The organism is Flavitalea antarctica, assembly GCF_054461535.1.
This window is the reverse complement of sequence record NZ_JBTLQG010000041.1, coordinates 1-16,352: the sequence shown is the minus strand read 5'-3', so window position 1 is coordinate 16,352 and position 16,352 is coordinate 1. Positions and strand designations below refer to the sequence as shown.

Annotated in this window: 14 protein-coding genes; 4 read left to right on the top strand and 10 right to left on the bottom strand. The window is 44.6% G+C overall.

Features of this window, described 5'->3' with window-relative positions; genetic code table 11:
• The first annotated feature begins 18 nt into the window (after positions 1–18).
• The 4 genes from ACX0G7_RS23885 (at position 19) to ACX0G7_RS23870 (ending at position 3,046) form a co-directional block, all read left to right on the top strand.
• On the top strand, positions 19–600 hold the full coding sequence (locus ACX0G7_RS23885; RefSeq protein WP_458926051.1) for a D-sedoheptulose-7-phosphate isomerase: 582 nt from the start codon (positions 19–21) through the stop codon (positions 598–600).
• Positions 601–657: 57 nt separating this feature from the next.
• Positions 658–1,350, top strand: coding sequence for a nucleotidyltransferase family protein (locus ACX0G7_RS23880; RefSeq protein WP_458926050.1), 693 nt, complete (start codon positions 658–660; stop codon positions 1,348–1,350).
• A gap of 10 nt (positions 1,351–1,360) precedes the next feature.
• Complete coding sequence (locus tag ACX0G7_RS23875; RefSeq protein ID WP_458926049.1) at positions 1,361–1,918, top strand: D-glycero-alpha-D-manno-heptose-1,7-bisphosphate 7-phosphatase; 558 nt, start codon at positions 1,361–1,363, stop codon at positions 1,916–1,918.
• A gap of 93 nt (positions 1,919–2,011) precedes the next feature.
• Positions 2,012–3,046, top strand: coding sequence for a hypothetical protein (locus tag ACX0G7_RS23870; RefSeq protein WP_458926048.1), 1,035 nt, complete (start codon positions 2,012–2,014; stop codon positions 3,044–3,046).
• 217 nt (positions 3,047–3,263) lie between these two features.
• Here the strand turns inward: ACX0G7_RS23870 and lepA are convergent, their stop codons facing one another.
• The 10 genes from lepA to ACX0G7_RS23820 form a co-directional block, all read right to left on the bottom strand.
• Entirely contained in the window at positions 3,264–5,054 is a 1,791-nt protein-coding gene (gene lepA, locus ACX0G7_RS23865; RefSeq protein ID WP_458926047.1) for a translation elongation factor 4, read from the bottom strand.
• A 204-nt stretch (positions 5,055–5,258) separates the two neighbouring features.
• On the bottom strand, positions 5,259–6,455 hold the full coding sequence (locus tag ACX0G7_RS23860) for a glycosyltransferase (protein ID WP_458926046.1): 1,197 nt from the start codon (positions 6,453–6,455) through the stop codon (positions 5,259–5,261).
• A gap of 16 nt (positions 6,456–6,471) precedes the next feature.
• Positions 6,472–7,176: a class I SAM-dependent methyltransferase gene (locus ACX0G7_RS23855; RefSeq protein ID WP_458926045.1), complete on the bottom strand. Its 705-nt coding sequence runs from the start codon at positions 7,174–7,176 to the stop codon at positions 6,472–6,474.
• Entirely contained in the window at positions 7,163–8,440 is a 1,278-nt protein-coding gene (locus ACX0G7_RS23850) for an MATE family efflux transporter (protein ID WP_458926044.1), read from the bottom strand. The genes ACX0G7_RS23855 and ACX0G7_RS23850 overlap by 14 nt, the downstream gene beginning before the upstream one ends.
• A 50-nt stretch (positions 8,441–8,490) precedes the next feature.
• Complete coding sequence (tpiA, locus tag ACX0G7_RS23845; protein WP_458926043.1) at positions 8,491–9,252, bottom strand: triose-phosphate isomerase; 762 nt, start codon at positions 9,250–9,252, stop codon at positions 8,491–8,493.
• A 75-nt stretch (positions 9,253–9,327) separates the two neighbouring features.
• Entirely contained in the window at positions 9,328–10,401 is a 1,074-nt protein-coding gene (locus ACX0G7_RS23840) for a putative sugar nucleotidyl transferase (protein WP_458926042.1), read from the bottom strand.
• Positions 10,402–10,527: 126 nt separating this feature from the next.
• On the bottom strand, positions 10,528–10,779 hold the full coding sequence (locus ACX0G7_RS23835; RefSeq protein WP_458926041.1) for a type B 50S ribosomal protein L31: 252 nt from the start codon (positions 10,777–10,779) through the stop codon (positions 10,528–10,530).
• 95 nt (positions 10,780–10,874) lie between these two features.
• Positions 10,875–11,366, bottom strand: coding sequence for a YajQ family cyclic di-GMP-binding protein (locus tag ACX0G7_RS23830; protein ID WP_458926040.1), 492 nt, complete (start codon positions 11,364–11,366; stop codon positions 10,875–10,877).
• 315 nt (positions 11,367–11,681) lie between these two features.
• Entirely contained in the window at positions 11,682–14,144 is a 2,463-nt protein-coding gene (locus tag ACX0G7_RS23825; RefSeq protein WP_458926039.1) for an outer membrane beta-barrel protein, read from the bottom strand.
• 1,207 nt (positions 14,145–15,351) lie between these two features.
• A partial coding sequence (locus ACX0G7_RS23820; RefSeq protein WP_458926038.1) for a prolipoprotein diacylglyceryl transferase occupies positions 15,352–16,352 on the bottom strand: 1,001 nt, incomplete at its 5' end.

Here is a 16,352-nt window from a genome sequence, read left to right as displayed (position 1 = left end):
TTATAAACAACAGATACTATGAATAACAAGATTAAAAAAATTATAGCGGAGTCCGTTTCAGTAAAGTCGATGGTTCTTGACAATGAAGAACTATTGCAACGCGTAGAACAGATCGTGACCGGAATGGTAACAGCATTGCGAAATGGCAACCGTATTTATTTTGCAGGAAACGGTGGCAGCGCCGCTGACGCCCAGCATCTCGCTGCTGAGTTTTCGGGTAGGTTTTATATTGACCGGGATGCATTACCAGCTGAGGCATTACACTGTAACACCTCTTACCTCACAGCTGTCGCTAATGACTATAGCTATGATGTTGTATATGCACGATTGATCAAGGGCCTTGGAATGAAGGGGGATTTCCTGGTTGGACTTTCCACCTCCGGCAACTCGGCAAACATCATCAAGGCATTTGAGGTGGCGAGGGATAGAGGTATTATTACTGTTGGTATGACAGGCGAAACCGGTGGAAAAATGAAAGATCTCAGTGACTACCTCATCGACATTCCATCAACAAATACCCCCAGGATACAGGAGAGCCACATGCTGCTGGGTCATATCATTTGCGAGCTGGTAGAAGAACAATATTTTGCGAAAGCATAGTAGAAAGTTTAGTAAAGGGATGTTTCAGGGGTTAGTAAAAGATAAAATCAATGAGCTATGATTAACCAGGCAATAGTGCTCGCCGGAGGGCTCGGTACAAGGCTTAGGTCGGCCGTTCCCGATCTGCCAAAATGCATGGCACCCGTAGCCGGCAAACCTTTCCTGGAACATGTGATTGATTATTTTATCCTGCAGGGTATCAATGAATTTATCTTTGCGGTGGGTTATAAATCCGAAATAATCATTGATTTTGTGAGATCAAACTACCCGTCACTGATCGCAGATTTTTCCATTGAAGAAGATTTGTTGGGCACAGGTGGTGCTATAAAACTGGCCGCAGGAAATGCCAGGCATAAAGATGTTTTGGTATTAAACGGCGATACGATTTTCAAGATAGATGTTAAAGAGCTTTCAGCATTTCATGAATCAGCTTCTGCAGATTGTACCATCGTATTGAAGCCAATGAAAAATTTTGAGCGATACGGTGTTGTTGAGATCTCGGGAGAAAACAAAATCAGCAGCTTCAAAGAAAAACAGTTTTATCAAACTGGCCTGATCAGCGGAGGGGTTTATGCGCTTAATGTAGAATCTTTCCTGGAAGAAGCTCTACCTGAAAAGTTTTCATTTGAAAAAGATTACCTGGAAGCTTTGTTCCTGGAGAGAAATATGTTTGGCATAATTCAGGACAGATACTTTATCGACATCGGCATTCCCGCAGATTATCAACAGGCACAAACAGATTTTAAATAATACCCGACCTATGTTAGACCTTAAAAAAGTAGATAAATCCTGGACGCTTTTTCTTGACCGCGACGGCGTTATCAACAAGGAAAAACACGAGGATTATGTGTACAACTATGATGAATTCATTTTTTATGAAGGGGTTCCCGAAGCACTGAAAATAGCTACCGAACGTTTTGGCAGGTTGGTGGTGGCTACCAATCAACGTGGAGTTGGCCGCGGGCTGATGACGGAAGAAGACCTGGAACTGATCCATGAGCAAATGCTGAAAGATGTGAGCCTTGCGGGTGGCAATATTCAAAAAGTATATTATTGCATTTCTCTTGATAACGAGAGTAGCTGCCGTAAACCGAATCCAGGTATGGCAGAAGAGGCAAAACGGGATTTCCCTGATATTAACTTTTCCAGGTCGATCATGATCGGCAATAACATCAGCGACATGGAATTTGGCCGCAATGCGGGGATGCATACGATTTTTCTCACCACTACCCATCCCGATCATGCTGTCCACAAGGCTTCAATCGACCTTGTTTTCGACAGTTTGTACAGTTTTGCAAAAGCTTTACAGTTATCATAAAATTTTACTATTCTTTTCGCGTTCGGGTATATTCACCCGTACAGAAAGTCTAGTTTTGCAATTATGATCATTACCCGAAATAATCGTTCTAAAATGGCGGTGCTGCTGATTTTCAGTACTGTTCTTTTATCGTTCAGTGCATCATATGCCCAGAAGATCAGTTCAGCCGACCGTAGACAGTTGCGTAAGAAGGAGGATAGCCTTGCGCGTTTTTCCCGTGATATGGTTTTTAGTCCCAATCCGGCAGAGAGATTCCGCGCTGACAGCAATTTCGTAAGAACTTTTGTGCGGGCGCTGAAAACAAAAAATGCCTTCTTCTACCCTTTCGATTCTATCAACATTTCCCGGCTCTATGCCCCCGATAGCACTTTCCGCATCTTTACCTGGCAGATGAAAAAAGATGAATATGTGTACATGCAAAAAGGGGCCATACAAATGAATACCCCGGATGGCGAGCTGAAGCTGTTTCCCCTGTTCGACAACTCGATGTTTTCTTCCAAACCTTTGGATTCGGTCCGGAACAGGAACAATTGGATTGGAGCCATTTATTATAACATCATTCTGAAAGAACACCAGGGTAAAAAATATTACACGCTATTAGGCTTTGACGATTTTGCGATCAGCAGCAACAAGAAATGGCTCGAAGTGCTGACCTTTAACAATAATGGCGAACCTGTATTTGGTGGACAGGTTATTTCGTTTAAGGAGGACTCCGTGAAGAAGCCATCACAGCACCGGTTTAATATAGAATATAAAAAAGAAGCAAAGACCGTTTTCAACTACGACTCAGAGCTCGACATGATCATTTACGATCACCTCATCTCTGAAAGCGAAGAACCCAATAAACCTGACACTTATATTCCGGATGGTGATTATGAAGGATTTAAATGGAAAGATGGTCAGTGGCTGCATGTTGACAAGGTCTTCAATTTCAAACTGGAAGATGGCCAGTCGCCCGCAGATGCAAAGATCAGGGATGCACAGGGAAATATAGATGAGAAAAAACTGGAAGAAGCTTCGCAAAGAAATATTGACCGGGCTAAAACTCCGGCGTCTCCCCCTGCAAAAAAACCGGTGAAGAAAGCGGAGAAGAAAGCGGAGAAGAAAGTTAAGAGTGATGAGTTATGAATTATGAATAAGTTTTGAGTGATCTTAGTTGAGAGTGTGATATAAAACATCAAAAAGCGGCTTCAATCTGAAACCGCTTTTTGCTTTAAATGATTATCCTACTCTGCAGTAATAATTATAGAACACACAACTGAATTTCATTCAAAACTCACTCATCACTCATAATTCTCAATTCATCACTTCTTTACGCTTATCGCTTCTTTACGCTCCAATTCCTCTATTCGTCCAGCTTAAGCACCGCTAAAAACGCTTCCTGGGGAACTTCTACGTTGCCTATCTGGCGCATCCTTTTCTTACCTTCTTTTTGTTTTTCAAGCAGCTTACGTTTACGGCTGATATCACCACCATAACATTTAGCGGTTACGTCCTTACGCATCGCAGATATGGTTTCCCTTGCCACCACCTTCGCGCCGATCGCGGCCTGTATGGCAATCTGGAACTGCTGACGTGGAACGAGCTCTTTTAATTTTTCGCAAAGCCTGCGCCCGAATTCCATTGCCCTCGCCCGGTGAATAAGTGCGCTCAAAGCATCCACCTTATCTCCGTTCAGAAGAATATCCATTTTGATGATGTCGCTGTCACGGTATCCTATGGGTTGATAATCGAATGATGCATAACCGCGGGTCTGGCTCTTTAACTTATCATAAAAATCAAACACGATCTCAGTCAGCGGCATTTCAAATATAAGTTCAACCCGGGTCGTAGTAAGATAACTCTGGTTGATCAGGATACCACGTTTGCCAAGGCAAAGGGTCATGATATTCCCGATATAATCGGGTTTGGTGATTATCTGTGCTTTGATAAAAGGCTCTTCAATTCTTTCAAGCTGGGTTGGATCCGGCATCTGGATCGGGTTGTTCACCATTACCTTCTCACCCCTGGTGGTATAAGCAATAAAACTAACGTTGGGAACGGTCGTGATTACAGTTTGATTAAACTCCCGTTCCAGTCTTTCCTGGATGATCTCCATGTGCAGCATTCCGAGGAAACCGCAACGAAAACCAAATCCAAGCGCCTGGGAAGTCTCCAGTTCATAACTAAGCGAAGCATCGTTTAGCTGGAGCTTATCCATACAATCGCGCAGCTCTTCAAAATCTTCCGTATCTACCGGGAATATACCAGCAAAAACCATTGGTTTTACTTCCTGGAATCCCTGGATCATCTGGGGGTTCGGATTGTTTGCAATGGTGATCGTGTCACCTACCTTTACTTCCTTCGCATTTTTTATACCCGTGATGATATAACCCACATCGCCTGTTTTAACGACAGGTTTTGGTGTCATCGTAAGTTTGAGGATACCTACTTCATCAGCTTCATATTCATGATCGGTCGAAACGAATTTTACTTTATCCCCTTTGCGGATCTCACCGTGAAGAATACGGTAGTAAACAATGATCCCCCGGAACGAATTGAACACAGAATCAAAGATCAGGGCCTGTAGCGGGGCATCAGGTTCGCCTTGTGGAGCAGGGATACGTTGTACAATTGCTTCCAGTATTCCATCTACCCCAATACCTGTACGGCCACTGGCGAGCAGGATGTCTCCAGGTTCACAACCGATCAGTTCAATGATCTGGTCACGCACCTCGTCTATCATGGCACCATCCATATCGATCTTATTGATCACGGGGATGATCTCGAGATCATTTTCAAGTGCCAGGTAAAGATTGGATATTGTCTGAGCCTGGATACCCTGGGTGGCATCGACCAGGAGAAGCGCGCCTTCGCAGGCAGCAAGTGCCCGGCTCACTTCATAACTGAAATCGACATGGCCGGGCGTATCGATCAGGTTCAGGATATACTCCTGGCCATCTTGTTTATAGTTGATCTGGATCGCATGACTCTTGATCGTAATTCCTTTTTCGCGCTCGAGATCCATGTCATCGAGTACCTGGTCCATCATATCGCGGTCGCTGATGGTGCCCGTGCTTTGAAGCAATCTGTCGGCCAGGGTACTTTTGCCATGGTCAATATGCGCTATTATACAGAAATTACGGATGTTCTTCATTCCTTGGCTCATCTTTAAAATTGGCTGCAAAACTAAATGATTTTAGCCGGATTCGGGAGAGTTTGTGGGTCTCCAGGCTGAAACAATATCCCCAGGTTCAAGAGGCTTACAATCAACCCCTTAATCCAAAAACACTGCCTGGGAGTGCTTGGCTGAAGATAACGACCAGTTCTGTGTTATCACCTCGCAATTGTGGATAAGGTTTTATGGTTTTACTGCCGGTGTCATCTGAAGGTGCTGATTTCCCGCTCCAATCAACACCTGTCGGTACAAAGAAACGAATTGCTGACCCACCAGCTCTTCATTAAACATAGCAGCCGCCGCAGCAGCGATAGCGGGTCTATCAAAATGTTGATGGCTATCCAAATGTTCAAGGATCGTTTGTAACAACCCATTCTCATCCCCGCGTTCGCATAATCTCCCGTTTGATTTATTTACAATTTCAGGGAGTCCGCCAACCCGTGTAGCAATCACCGGCACTCCACAGCAAAGTGATTCGCAGGTTACGCAACTGAGCGTTTCGTGATGGCTGAACATCAATAAACAGTCGGCGCGTTGAATTTCCCCGGGCACTTCATGATGCCCGACAGAACCCTTCCATTCGATTCGTTCATGAATGCCGAGCCTCGTGGCGAGGTGTTGATAGGCGGGGTCATTGCTTCCCAGGATCACCATCTTCCAGTCGTTTCGAATCTGGTTTAATCTTGCAAGCACCGCGAAGATACCTTTGACGTTTTTTATCGGGTGCAGGTCTGAAATGTGAATGAACCTGAATTCAACATTGGCCAATGGTTTGTAGTTGAACCGGTTTGTGTTCACCACGTTATAAATAACGGAAGTATTGGTGACGCCAAAGATCTCAGTAATTTTTTTCACCAGGTCAGCAGATACAGCTGTTACCCAGGATGCATTGCTCATCACGTTCCGGCTGAAAAACCGGAATAACCAGTCACGCATGAAATAGTTATCAGGATCCACCTTGTAATAGCCTGACCAATGTTCCGATACTAAAAACGGAATCCTGAATTTTTTTTTCATCCACAAAGCGGCCATACCCGCCCTCATAGCAACATGTACGTGAACCAGGTCCGGGCGGCCGTTTTCACGCATATATGTTTTGATCTCCTGCTTAAAAACACCTAAATAAGTCCTGAGCGAAATAAGTTGATCTATCCGCCTGAAGCCCGTTTTATGGGGTTTGTAGTAAATAATCGTTTCGGTAAGATTTCCGTCCTGCGTAACCGATCGGCTCTGCGCTTTATCTAGGGATTCATCCTTCACCACATAAAAAACATGCACCGGGATCAGCTTCGCAATTGCCTGCAAATGACGTTGGATAAAATCGCCCTCCTGTTCCCCTGTTTTGTTCGGATACCAGCTCGCCAGGTGTAAGACTTTCATTTGTGAAAAATTTAGATTATCTGGCAAGTATCATCATCGAATAATCACCCCAGAGATCCGCGCTCCGGTTTTTATTCAATGAGAAAGATATGTCCCGCAGACTTCTTTTTACAGCGTGTTTAAAACCTTTGGCTCGTTTAGGATCAGTTACCTGGCTCGTGTAGATCCAGTCTATAACCTGATAGCCGGTATCTTTTAGCATCCATAGCACCATCTCCCGGGAAAAATAATGAATATGACCGACAGAATCTCTTTGCTGTAACATAACATATGGCTTCAAAAGGGTGCGACAGCTAAGATCCAATGGAATATGAAAAGCAAAAAAATTTCCCTTATTCTTCAGCGATTCAAGAAACCCGTAATAGTCAGGCACATGTTCCAGCACATCGAACATCAATATGAGATCAGCTTTGGGCGTGCCTGGTACCAGGTAGTCGCCTTCAATGAAACGGATCTTGTCCGACCGGTATTTTTGAGCCAGCCTAATGGCCTGAGGAGAAATATCATAACCGGTATATGCGGTATCCGTGGCCATGGTTTGTGATAGTTCATGCAAAACGCGGCCTGAACCACATCCCACTTCAATTACAGATTTGATAGAAATCGGTTGTCTAGTCAATAGTTGGTTTAACCAGCCAACTTTATATACTGAATCCTTCTCATCCCAATCTGGTTTTGTTTCCAGGTAGGTACCATCGGTATAAATTTCAGTTCTTTTCATTGCCGGCAAATAGATTCTTAATAATAGTAAAATCAGCAGCTCCTGGCAGAAAAAACGCCTTAAGTTGCAAATCCGGGTTGCGACGTTTTATCATCAACATGATATACACCTGGTACACAATATAACCAACGCTACTGGTGGCCGCCGCCGCATAAATACCATACTTTGGACTAAATATAGCATTACCGGCAACAATCACCACCAATGCCACCAAAGCACCCCTCACATTCAACGCTATATTTCCCTGGCCCCCGTTGTACGCACTTATAAGTGTTAGTGTTGATAGCGAAAGAATACCCGGGCAAAGCAATAAAAATGGCAGATACATGGAATCAAAAGAGTCACCATATATAAACGGAAAAAGCCAATGCCCGGTTACTAATAACAAGAGTATTGCAAACGTATAAGCCATCATTAGCAACCGCGATAACACCTGCAACTCGCGGACACCATCAACCGAAGTATTTGAAGCGGTTCGGGAAAATACCACGGTGCCAATCACTCCCGGTAATAACAAAAAGATTTGCCCCAGCTTAGATACCTGTATGTAGTTACCAAGATCAGCAGCACTGCTGTTGCGTTGAACGAACCAGTAGTCAACCCGGTAAACGAGGAAAAAAACAATATTAGCTGTCACTGCCAGTCCCGCTAAGCGGAACACTTGTTTTGCTGTTGATAATGCCGGCCAGCTAAGCTCCCATTCATTGCGGTGCAGATAACCCGCAGCCAATATAAGCCCGTTTACAAAAAATGCAGCACCATAAAATAAGATGAAGATAGAAGCATCCCTGTTTGAAAACACCGGACGGAAAGTCAAACAAATCAATACGACGAGCAGGTTGAACAATACCGTGGTAAGATTTGGAAAGACGTATTGATTCTGCACATAGTATAAGGCGTTGAAATAATTGCAAAGCACCACTCCCCCACAATACAAGATACATCCTGTTAATGCGGATGCATCATCTATCCTTAACAGCCAATGTATGATCGGCAATGAAATTATGATGCACCAGGCACTCATCAGCAAGGTAATGCCAAGCAGTTCCGATCTGGGCAGCGTACCCTTTGCTATAAAATAAGCTGTAGCGGATTCAAGGCTGAAACTGATCACCAGCACTACCAGTGCAAGATTGTTAAGTGCATAATTTATCAGGCCGCTATCCTTTGCCTGGAAAACCCTGGCCACGGTGATCGTTACCAGGAAAACAGCGAGATAGTTTAATCCCCGCCAGAAGATACCGCGGTATAAAAGTTTTTTCAATATGCGATACTTAATAGCTGCTGTGTAAATACCCGGTTCGCCCCGGGTCTTTATTTAAGCCCTTGTATGATCTGGATGAACTCCGCGGCATTTAGTGATGCTCCCCCAACTAGTCCGCCATCAACATCTTCTTTCGAGAATATTTCTTTTGCGTTGTTGCCTTTTACGCTGCCACCATACAGGATGGAAACATTTGCTGCTGCTGCCGGTCCAAACCTTAATTCGAGCGATGAACGCAGGTATGCGTGCATCTCCTGGGCCTGTTCCGCACTGGCTGTTTTGCCCGTACCTATTGCCCAGATTGGCTCATAGGCAATTATTACTTTTTGTATTACATCCTCGGATAGATGAAAGAGTGACTCGGTGAGTTGGATTTCAACATAACTGTTTTGGGTACCCGCTTCGCGTATAGCCAGCGGTTCACCGCAACAGAAAATTGGAGTAATGCCATATTCAAGACAAAGATTAACCTTCTCTGCAAGTTCCTGGTTGGTTTCTTTGAAATATTCGCGTCTTTCGCTGTGCCCGATTATGCAATATTTAATACCGATAGACTGCAGCATTTCAACGGAGACTTCGCCGGTATAAGCACCGGATTTTTTATGATAACAGTTCTGCGCTGCTACAAAATAATTTGTTTCGTTGGCAACCCGGGTATTTGCCATGATGAGATATGGAGAAGGAACTGCAAAAATTACAAGCTTATTGGCCCCAAGAGAGATTTTCGGTTCCAGGATATCAGCAAGTAACTTCTCCCCATTCTGATATGTACTGTTCATCTTCCAATTGGCCGCAGCGATCTGTTTTCTCATAGCATATTTATTTATTGTAAGGCTTTTGTGCCGCCTACCAGTTAAACTAAAAAATGATTTGTGCTTATACGTTTCTTACGCATCTGATAAAGCTTCAAAAATATGTTTCAGTCTTTGTATTTCGTCCTTTGACAGAACTTGTTTTTTCAATTTCTTCCAGTTTGAAATATGTTCGATGGCTTTTTCAAAGCTGTATGTAGCTATTGACTGCGCGCCCCAGCTGAATGAGGGTACGTATTTAGGTACCAGCCCGGGACCAAATATATTAGCGCAGATACCGACAACTGAGCCCGTATTAAACGAAGTGTTGATGGCCGACCTTGAATAATCACCCATCAGCAGCCCGCATTTGTTACCAGCAGCGACCCAGTCCCTTTCAGCCATATTCCAGACCTTAACCTCACCGGCATTGTTTTTCAGATTGGAATTCGAGGTACCGGCGCCGAGATTGCACCACTCGCCTACCACTGAATCTCCGAGATATCCGTCGTGGCCCTTGTTTGAATTACCGAAAATCACTACGTTCTTTAACTCTCCACCCACAGTGCTGTTTGGTCCAACGGTGGTAGCGCCGTAGATCCGGCTACCCATTTTTACAACGGAATGCTCACAGGCTGCAAACGGACCACGGATAGTTGATCCCTCCATGATCTCGGCGTTTTTGCCGATGTATATGGGGCCGGTGGACGCGTTCAACGTGCAAAACCGGAGCGTGGCGCCTGGTTCAATGAATATGTTTTCAGGATTCAGGACCTGCACACCGGCAGGTATCCCGGCTGATATGCGATTCCTGGTTATTGCCAGGTAATCCTGCCTGATCGCCCAATCGTTAAGGCGGAATATATCCCAGGGGAAATCTAGCGCATTGACCATTTCCGGGTCCACAACAGACTCGAGGCTCACGCCGCCGGCATGATAGGCCTGCATCCACTCATTTGATGGGACCAGGTTTGCCGGTACCAGGTTTCTTGAGGGAGAAAGCTGGGATATGCCAGCCTCAGCGCTGGTTTGCACTTGCATACCGGTGGCCAGTTCCCATTTTTGCCGGATAGTGAGAATGCCCACCCTGATGTCGGCTACTGACCTGATCTCGGCAAAGGGGTATAAGGAGAGAGAAAAGGGATGATCGTCCAGGATGATGGGTGCCATGGGCTAAAAATAAATAGATTAAGTCACACCGCTATGGGCATGAGGATGCGTACTGCCACTCTGAACACAAAAAATCCTCTTCCGGGTGGAAGAGGATAATAAGTTGAAAGAAAATTGCCGGGGCAATTACTTCTTTTGTGCGTAGCGTTTTTTGAATTTATCGATACGACCCGCTGTATCAACCAGTACTTTCTGACCGGTGAAAAACGGATGCGAAGTGTTTGAAATTTCCAGCTTTATCAGCGGATATTCATTCCCATCTTCCCATTTAGCAGTTTCTTTGCTGGCTGCGGCAGAGCGGCTCAGAAAACTGATACCATTACTCATGTCCTTGAAAATAACAAACCGATATTTATCGGGGTGGATTCCTTTTTTCATAACTCTTTGATTTAAAGGCAATACGGATTTTGCCGTATTGGTTAAAAATTTAGACTTGCAAAGGTAATCTTTTGAGAAGAATGTTCAAAGAATATTTAGCTGCGCATGTTTATATACTGCATCGGGAAGCCCAGATCAGCTGATTTTACGAGCTGGATGACCGCCTGCAGATCATCAAGTTTTTTTCCGGTTACCCGCACCAGGTCATCCATGATCTGTGCCTGCACTTTCATACCGGAATCCTTGATGGTTTTGACCACCTTTTTGGCATCCTCCTGTTTCAGACCATTTCGGACAGTCACCTCTTTTTTTACCACCTTCCCGCTTTGATATGCTTCTTTGGAAAAATCGAAAGCTTCAGGTTCAATTCCCTGTTTATGTGCCCGGCTTATGAGTACATCAATCAGCTGCCGCATTTTCATATCATCGCCTGCTTCAATCTTAAGTTTGAAATCTTTTTTATCAAGATCGATCACCACCGGCGAATCCTTAAAATCAAACCGGTTTGTTACTTCCTTGTGTACAACGTTCACTGCATTATCAAGAGCCTGTGCATCAACCTTGCTAACGATATCAAAAGATGGCATAAGATTAAGTTTCAGCAAATGTAGTAAAATCAATTCTGCAACTAAACACAAAAAAAGAGGAGTTCATATAAAAATGAAGGCCCCATGGAAATGGGGCCCGTTAACCAAAACTAACTGCTTATGAGAAAATTTTTCGCCTTCCGGCTATATCTTGAAGTTACATATAAGACACACCGCATCCAACAAGGTAACTGAGTATAATTGATATGAGGATGATCTTTTTCATGATTCTGTCTTCTTATATATTTGACTCTTTATTTACTTCAAACGTTACACCAACCACTGTTAAAAAAAGGTGAAGATAAATTTTCCCAATTATTGCTCACTGCCCTTCACCCTGCTTTGTTCTTCACCTGCACCACCTTTCTTACGGTTGTTCTGCGGTCCTTTGATTGGCTTTCCGAACCTATAGTTAAACGTAATACCCGCTACCCTCGTATCACGCCTGTTCTGGAATCTTGCTTCTGTTCCCTGGATGTCGATAAAGCCCTTGACCTTATTGGTATAGAATATATCGCGTATGTTTAACCGAACACTTCCCTTGCCTTTCATCACCTGCTTGGAAATCCCTGCTGAAGCCTGGCCCAGGCCCCCTATTGTTATCTGGCCGTCAAGGCCTTTGGATCTGTAGAAACCACTAAGTTCAGCGCTCCATCCCTTCTTGAAATTGAACTGGTTGTTTACATTAAACAGGAACATAGAAGCATCAACATCGAGGTTTTCTCCATAAAGCATTCCCTGGTACCTGTTATAGTTATAGTTGCCGTATAAGATAGCGGTCCACCATTTAAACACCGGTACCTGCGCACTAACACTTAATCCAACATTATGCCTTTCGCCGATGTTACCGCGTCTTACTATGGTTGCAAAATCGACCTGTTCGAATGTCTCAGCAAAATAATTGGTGGTCTTACTATAGTTCAGCGTTGTGGTCAGAAAGCTTTTGAAAGTATGGCTCAACTCCACATTATTTGTATACTGCGGCTGCAGGAACGGATTGCCTGATTCATAGGTGTAATTGTCAATAAAAAACAGGAATGGATTCAGGTCCTGGTATCTTGGCCGGTCAATTCTTCTACCTACAGAAAGTCCGAGCTGGTTGATCTTATTGAGTTTATAGCTCAGGAAAACTGTTGGGAAAATATTGTTGTAAGTTCTTTCGAAAGCCGAGTCCAGCGCAGGTTTTGCTTCATTTCCAAACTGGTGTCCCTTTATATTTGTGTTTTCAAACCTAAGTCCGGCCTGAACCCCCAGCTTCTTGTATTGCTTGCTTACATTAAGGTAAGCAGCGTTGATATTTTCCTCGTAACTAAACCTGTTTGTTTTATCGTAATCCACAGAAGGAACTCCTGAGATCACATTAAAATAGTTTGCGCTGTTGTCTGTATTTACATAGCTGCTTTTCACCCCGGTCTCAAGCTTCAATCCCTTCTTCAAAGGAAGTGTATAGTCGACCTTGGCTGAATAAATATTGATATCAACCGGCAGCGTGCTTATCAGGTTTGTCTGCCCCTTCTTTACCCACAACGGATCGAAGTTCGCATTCATAAAAGTTTGTTCACTCTTTGAAGCATAGGTTGAATAATCCAGGTCTGCTGTAAGTTCTCTACCGGTGGAATCATATTGATGCCTGAAGTTTACATTCACTGCACCATTTTTCCAGGTATTGTCTTGTGTACCTTCAGAATAAACGATCGAATCAACAGCCAGGCTCTCATTCTTCAGGTAGGATGTATTATTATTTGAATTGCTTTCGGGACTTAAAAATCCTGAGGTAACAATACCGATGGTTGACTTCTTATTGATAAAATAATCCACTCCGACTTTCAGGTTATTGTTGGTATTGCTTCGTTTCATATTCGCAACCTGGTCGAAAACTGCAGTAACCTCTTTGTCATCGTTTTTATAAATCCGGTTAATGGTGAGCTCCTGGAAACCGTTGTTTTTGCTAAAGCCGTAATTCATAAAAGCATTGAACTTTCCATTGCGGTAATTGAGGTTTAAGCTTTCGTTTGTGCGCCAGTAAACGCCCTGCGAATAGCCAGCATTCACACTACCATTAAATCCCTTCTGCTTATTCTTTTTTGTTTTTATGTTGATGATACCTGAATTACCTGCCGCATCATATTTTGCTGGTGGGTTTGTCATAATCTCCAGCTGATCGAGCTGGTTAGCATTCATATTTTTTAAGAGGTTCACCAGTTCGGCTCCACTCAGGTAAGACGGTCTTCCATCTAAATAAATCTGAACACCCTGTTTACCCTTTAGACTGATGTTTCCGTCTTTATCGACAGTAATGCCAGGTGCTTTTTCGAGTACCTCCAGTGCTGTCGCCCCGGCATTTGATACTGCTGCATCTACATTAACTACCATACGGTCGATCTTCTGCTCGATGAATTGTTTTTTCGCAACGACTTCTACAGCTGTTAAGTCGTTAGAACTTGCGATTAGGGAAACATTTCCGAGATCTTTTTTTTGGCTGGTTGCATTGATCTCGAACGGAGAAGATTTATGTAGTGAAAATCCAACAGCAGAGACACGGACAAAATACCGGCCTTCCCTGATGTTGAGAAAGGTAAACACACCAGCGGTATCTGCACCGGTAACTCCTACCTGGGCAGAGTCATTGGCAGACAGCAGTGTGATGGTGGCATTTGGGATTGCCGCTTTTGCACTGGCCGCGCTGACCACGCGACCCGAAATTGTCCCAGCTATCCCCTGGGCATGGACATTTATAAATGAGAGAACGATAAGCGTAAGAATGGTTAACTGTTTCATGTCTATTAATTAATACTATGCTAAACTGATTACACAACTAAATTAGGTACTATGCTAAACAAGGTACATGGCTTAGTGTTGGAAGGTTGATTTTATTGATGATCGGCAATGTTGCATGGATTGTATTTGGAGATAGGACGGGCTTGCGGGAATTAGGTTACAGGGGAATCGTTAATTTGGGATGGATGGTGGGGTTTTCGTGACGAACGGGGTGCTTTGCGGTACGATGATTTTGTCCCGCAGGCGCGGGGGCGTTCACTTGGTACCTCACGACGCCGGATGGACCCGAGGTGGGCTGATTGGCCGCTGTGATTCCTCCCGGTGAACAGGTTGCTACGGCCAGTCCCGACTGTTCGGGAGGAATCGAAGGCGTCCAATCAGCCCACCTCGGGCCCATCCTCCTTCGTTCCAACTGTCGTTCCCTTTTGGGGGCTATATGCGATCAGCACAACATTCTTCATTATTCACTTATTCCGGGCGAACTGCAGTAGATTTTAGAGTGCTTGCAGCAATCTGCGATTTCAGGTAGCCAGTGCACTAGCTCGTTTTCGCACCGAGGCGGCCTCAAGCATCTGTATCTTATTACCTTTATCTCAAATATGGATGCTTGAGAACTACGGGATGAAAATCCAGGAAGCAGAGGCCACAAATAGGACTAAAGATTAATCATTGATTCGTGTGACCTCTTAGTGATTAGTACTGTCAATTTTCACAGGACTGATTATCCATTACAAATTGTGATTGCTATGGAAGACTTGTACAATTTATTATAACTGATGGCATATCCCCCAAGTGGATGAGTGAGTGGGAGACAGGTTGTTCGTTTTGGGGCTTACCCCAGCGAAGGTGGCGGGGCCTTCTTTCCCTGCTCGGAGTTACAAAAGCCGATCAGGGCCCGGCAATAGCCAGCACTTCAGGCTACTGAACAAAGCCGATCAGGGCCCAAAAGCCGATCGGAGACAAAAGCCTCCATGGCAGAAGCAAACTTGTTAAGACAGGGAAAACAGCCCCCGCCACCTTCGCTGGGGCACGCACCAAGGAGCAACCTGCTCCCCACGGAGCGAAGGAGCGACAAAGAAGTTTGCTAAATGGGGTTACCTAAAATGATAGTAGAGGATCCAAAATCAGATAAAGATCCAAAGACATGAACCATTCCCTGTCTTCGCCAGGAGCAGGAAGCGCCAGGAGCAAACAAGTGTTGTTGGAATTATGAGGATGCTTTTACAGTTCCGCTATAACGTCTGCGAAGAAATAAAAATAAGAAGACCCCGCACAATGACAGACAAACAGCAATCACTTCGGCCTGCGTTGGATGGAAACCGAAAAGATTCATCTTGTTATTCACGCGGATCTGCTCAATAAGGAACCGTTCAAGACCATTTACTATAAGATAAAAAGCAAACATGGTTCCGGGGATCCTGAGCCGCGTGCGCAGTGACCATAACAAGGCAAAAAGAACAAGCCCCATCAGGGTCTCATAAAATGGCGTAGGGTATACGGGGATAGGCAGATGTGCACAATACTGTCCGGAACAACCGGGGATCGGCACCCCATCACCAAGCACATTATGCGGATATGAATAAGCAAACATCCAGTCGGGCAACCAGGACGGAGCAACTGTTGCTTTATGTGGTATTTCGGAAACCGGCAATCCCGGGAACTGCCGCTGATAATAAGCTGCGTTAGCATTCAATGCTGCGTTGAATTGGGCCGTATCTGCCTTTACAGCTTTTGAGCTGGCATTGGTCACATACTCACTGTTCAGCACACCCCAGTCGCCATCACCGGAAACCTGGCAGCCGATGCGCCCGACCGCATACGCGAGGATCAGGGCCGGGGCTGCAGCATCACAAAGATGAACAAAGCCAATCTTGTGTTTCCTGGCATAATACCAGATCGCAAGAGTCGCGCATATCAGCCCCCCATAAAAAGTTAACCCGCTGAAAGATAACAATGCCTCAATAGGGCTCGCCACAAATTCATCCCAGTTCTCGAAGTTGTGAAAGAGCTTCGCTCCGAGGAAACCGAACAACGCAGCATAAATCACAATATCTCCTACCCTGTCATGCGGCCAGATACGGATCGTTCTTTCTTCAGGCCTGGCCAGCTTCTGCTTGTTTTTTTCAAACCACTTTACACCCATGAAAAACACACCGAGCAATATTCCTGAAACCCAGTTGCCCTGGGCAGAAAAGATATATTGTTGAG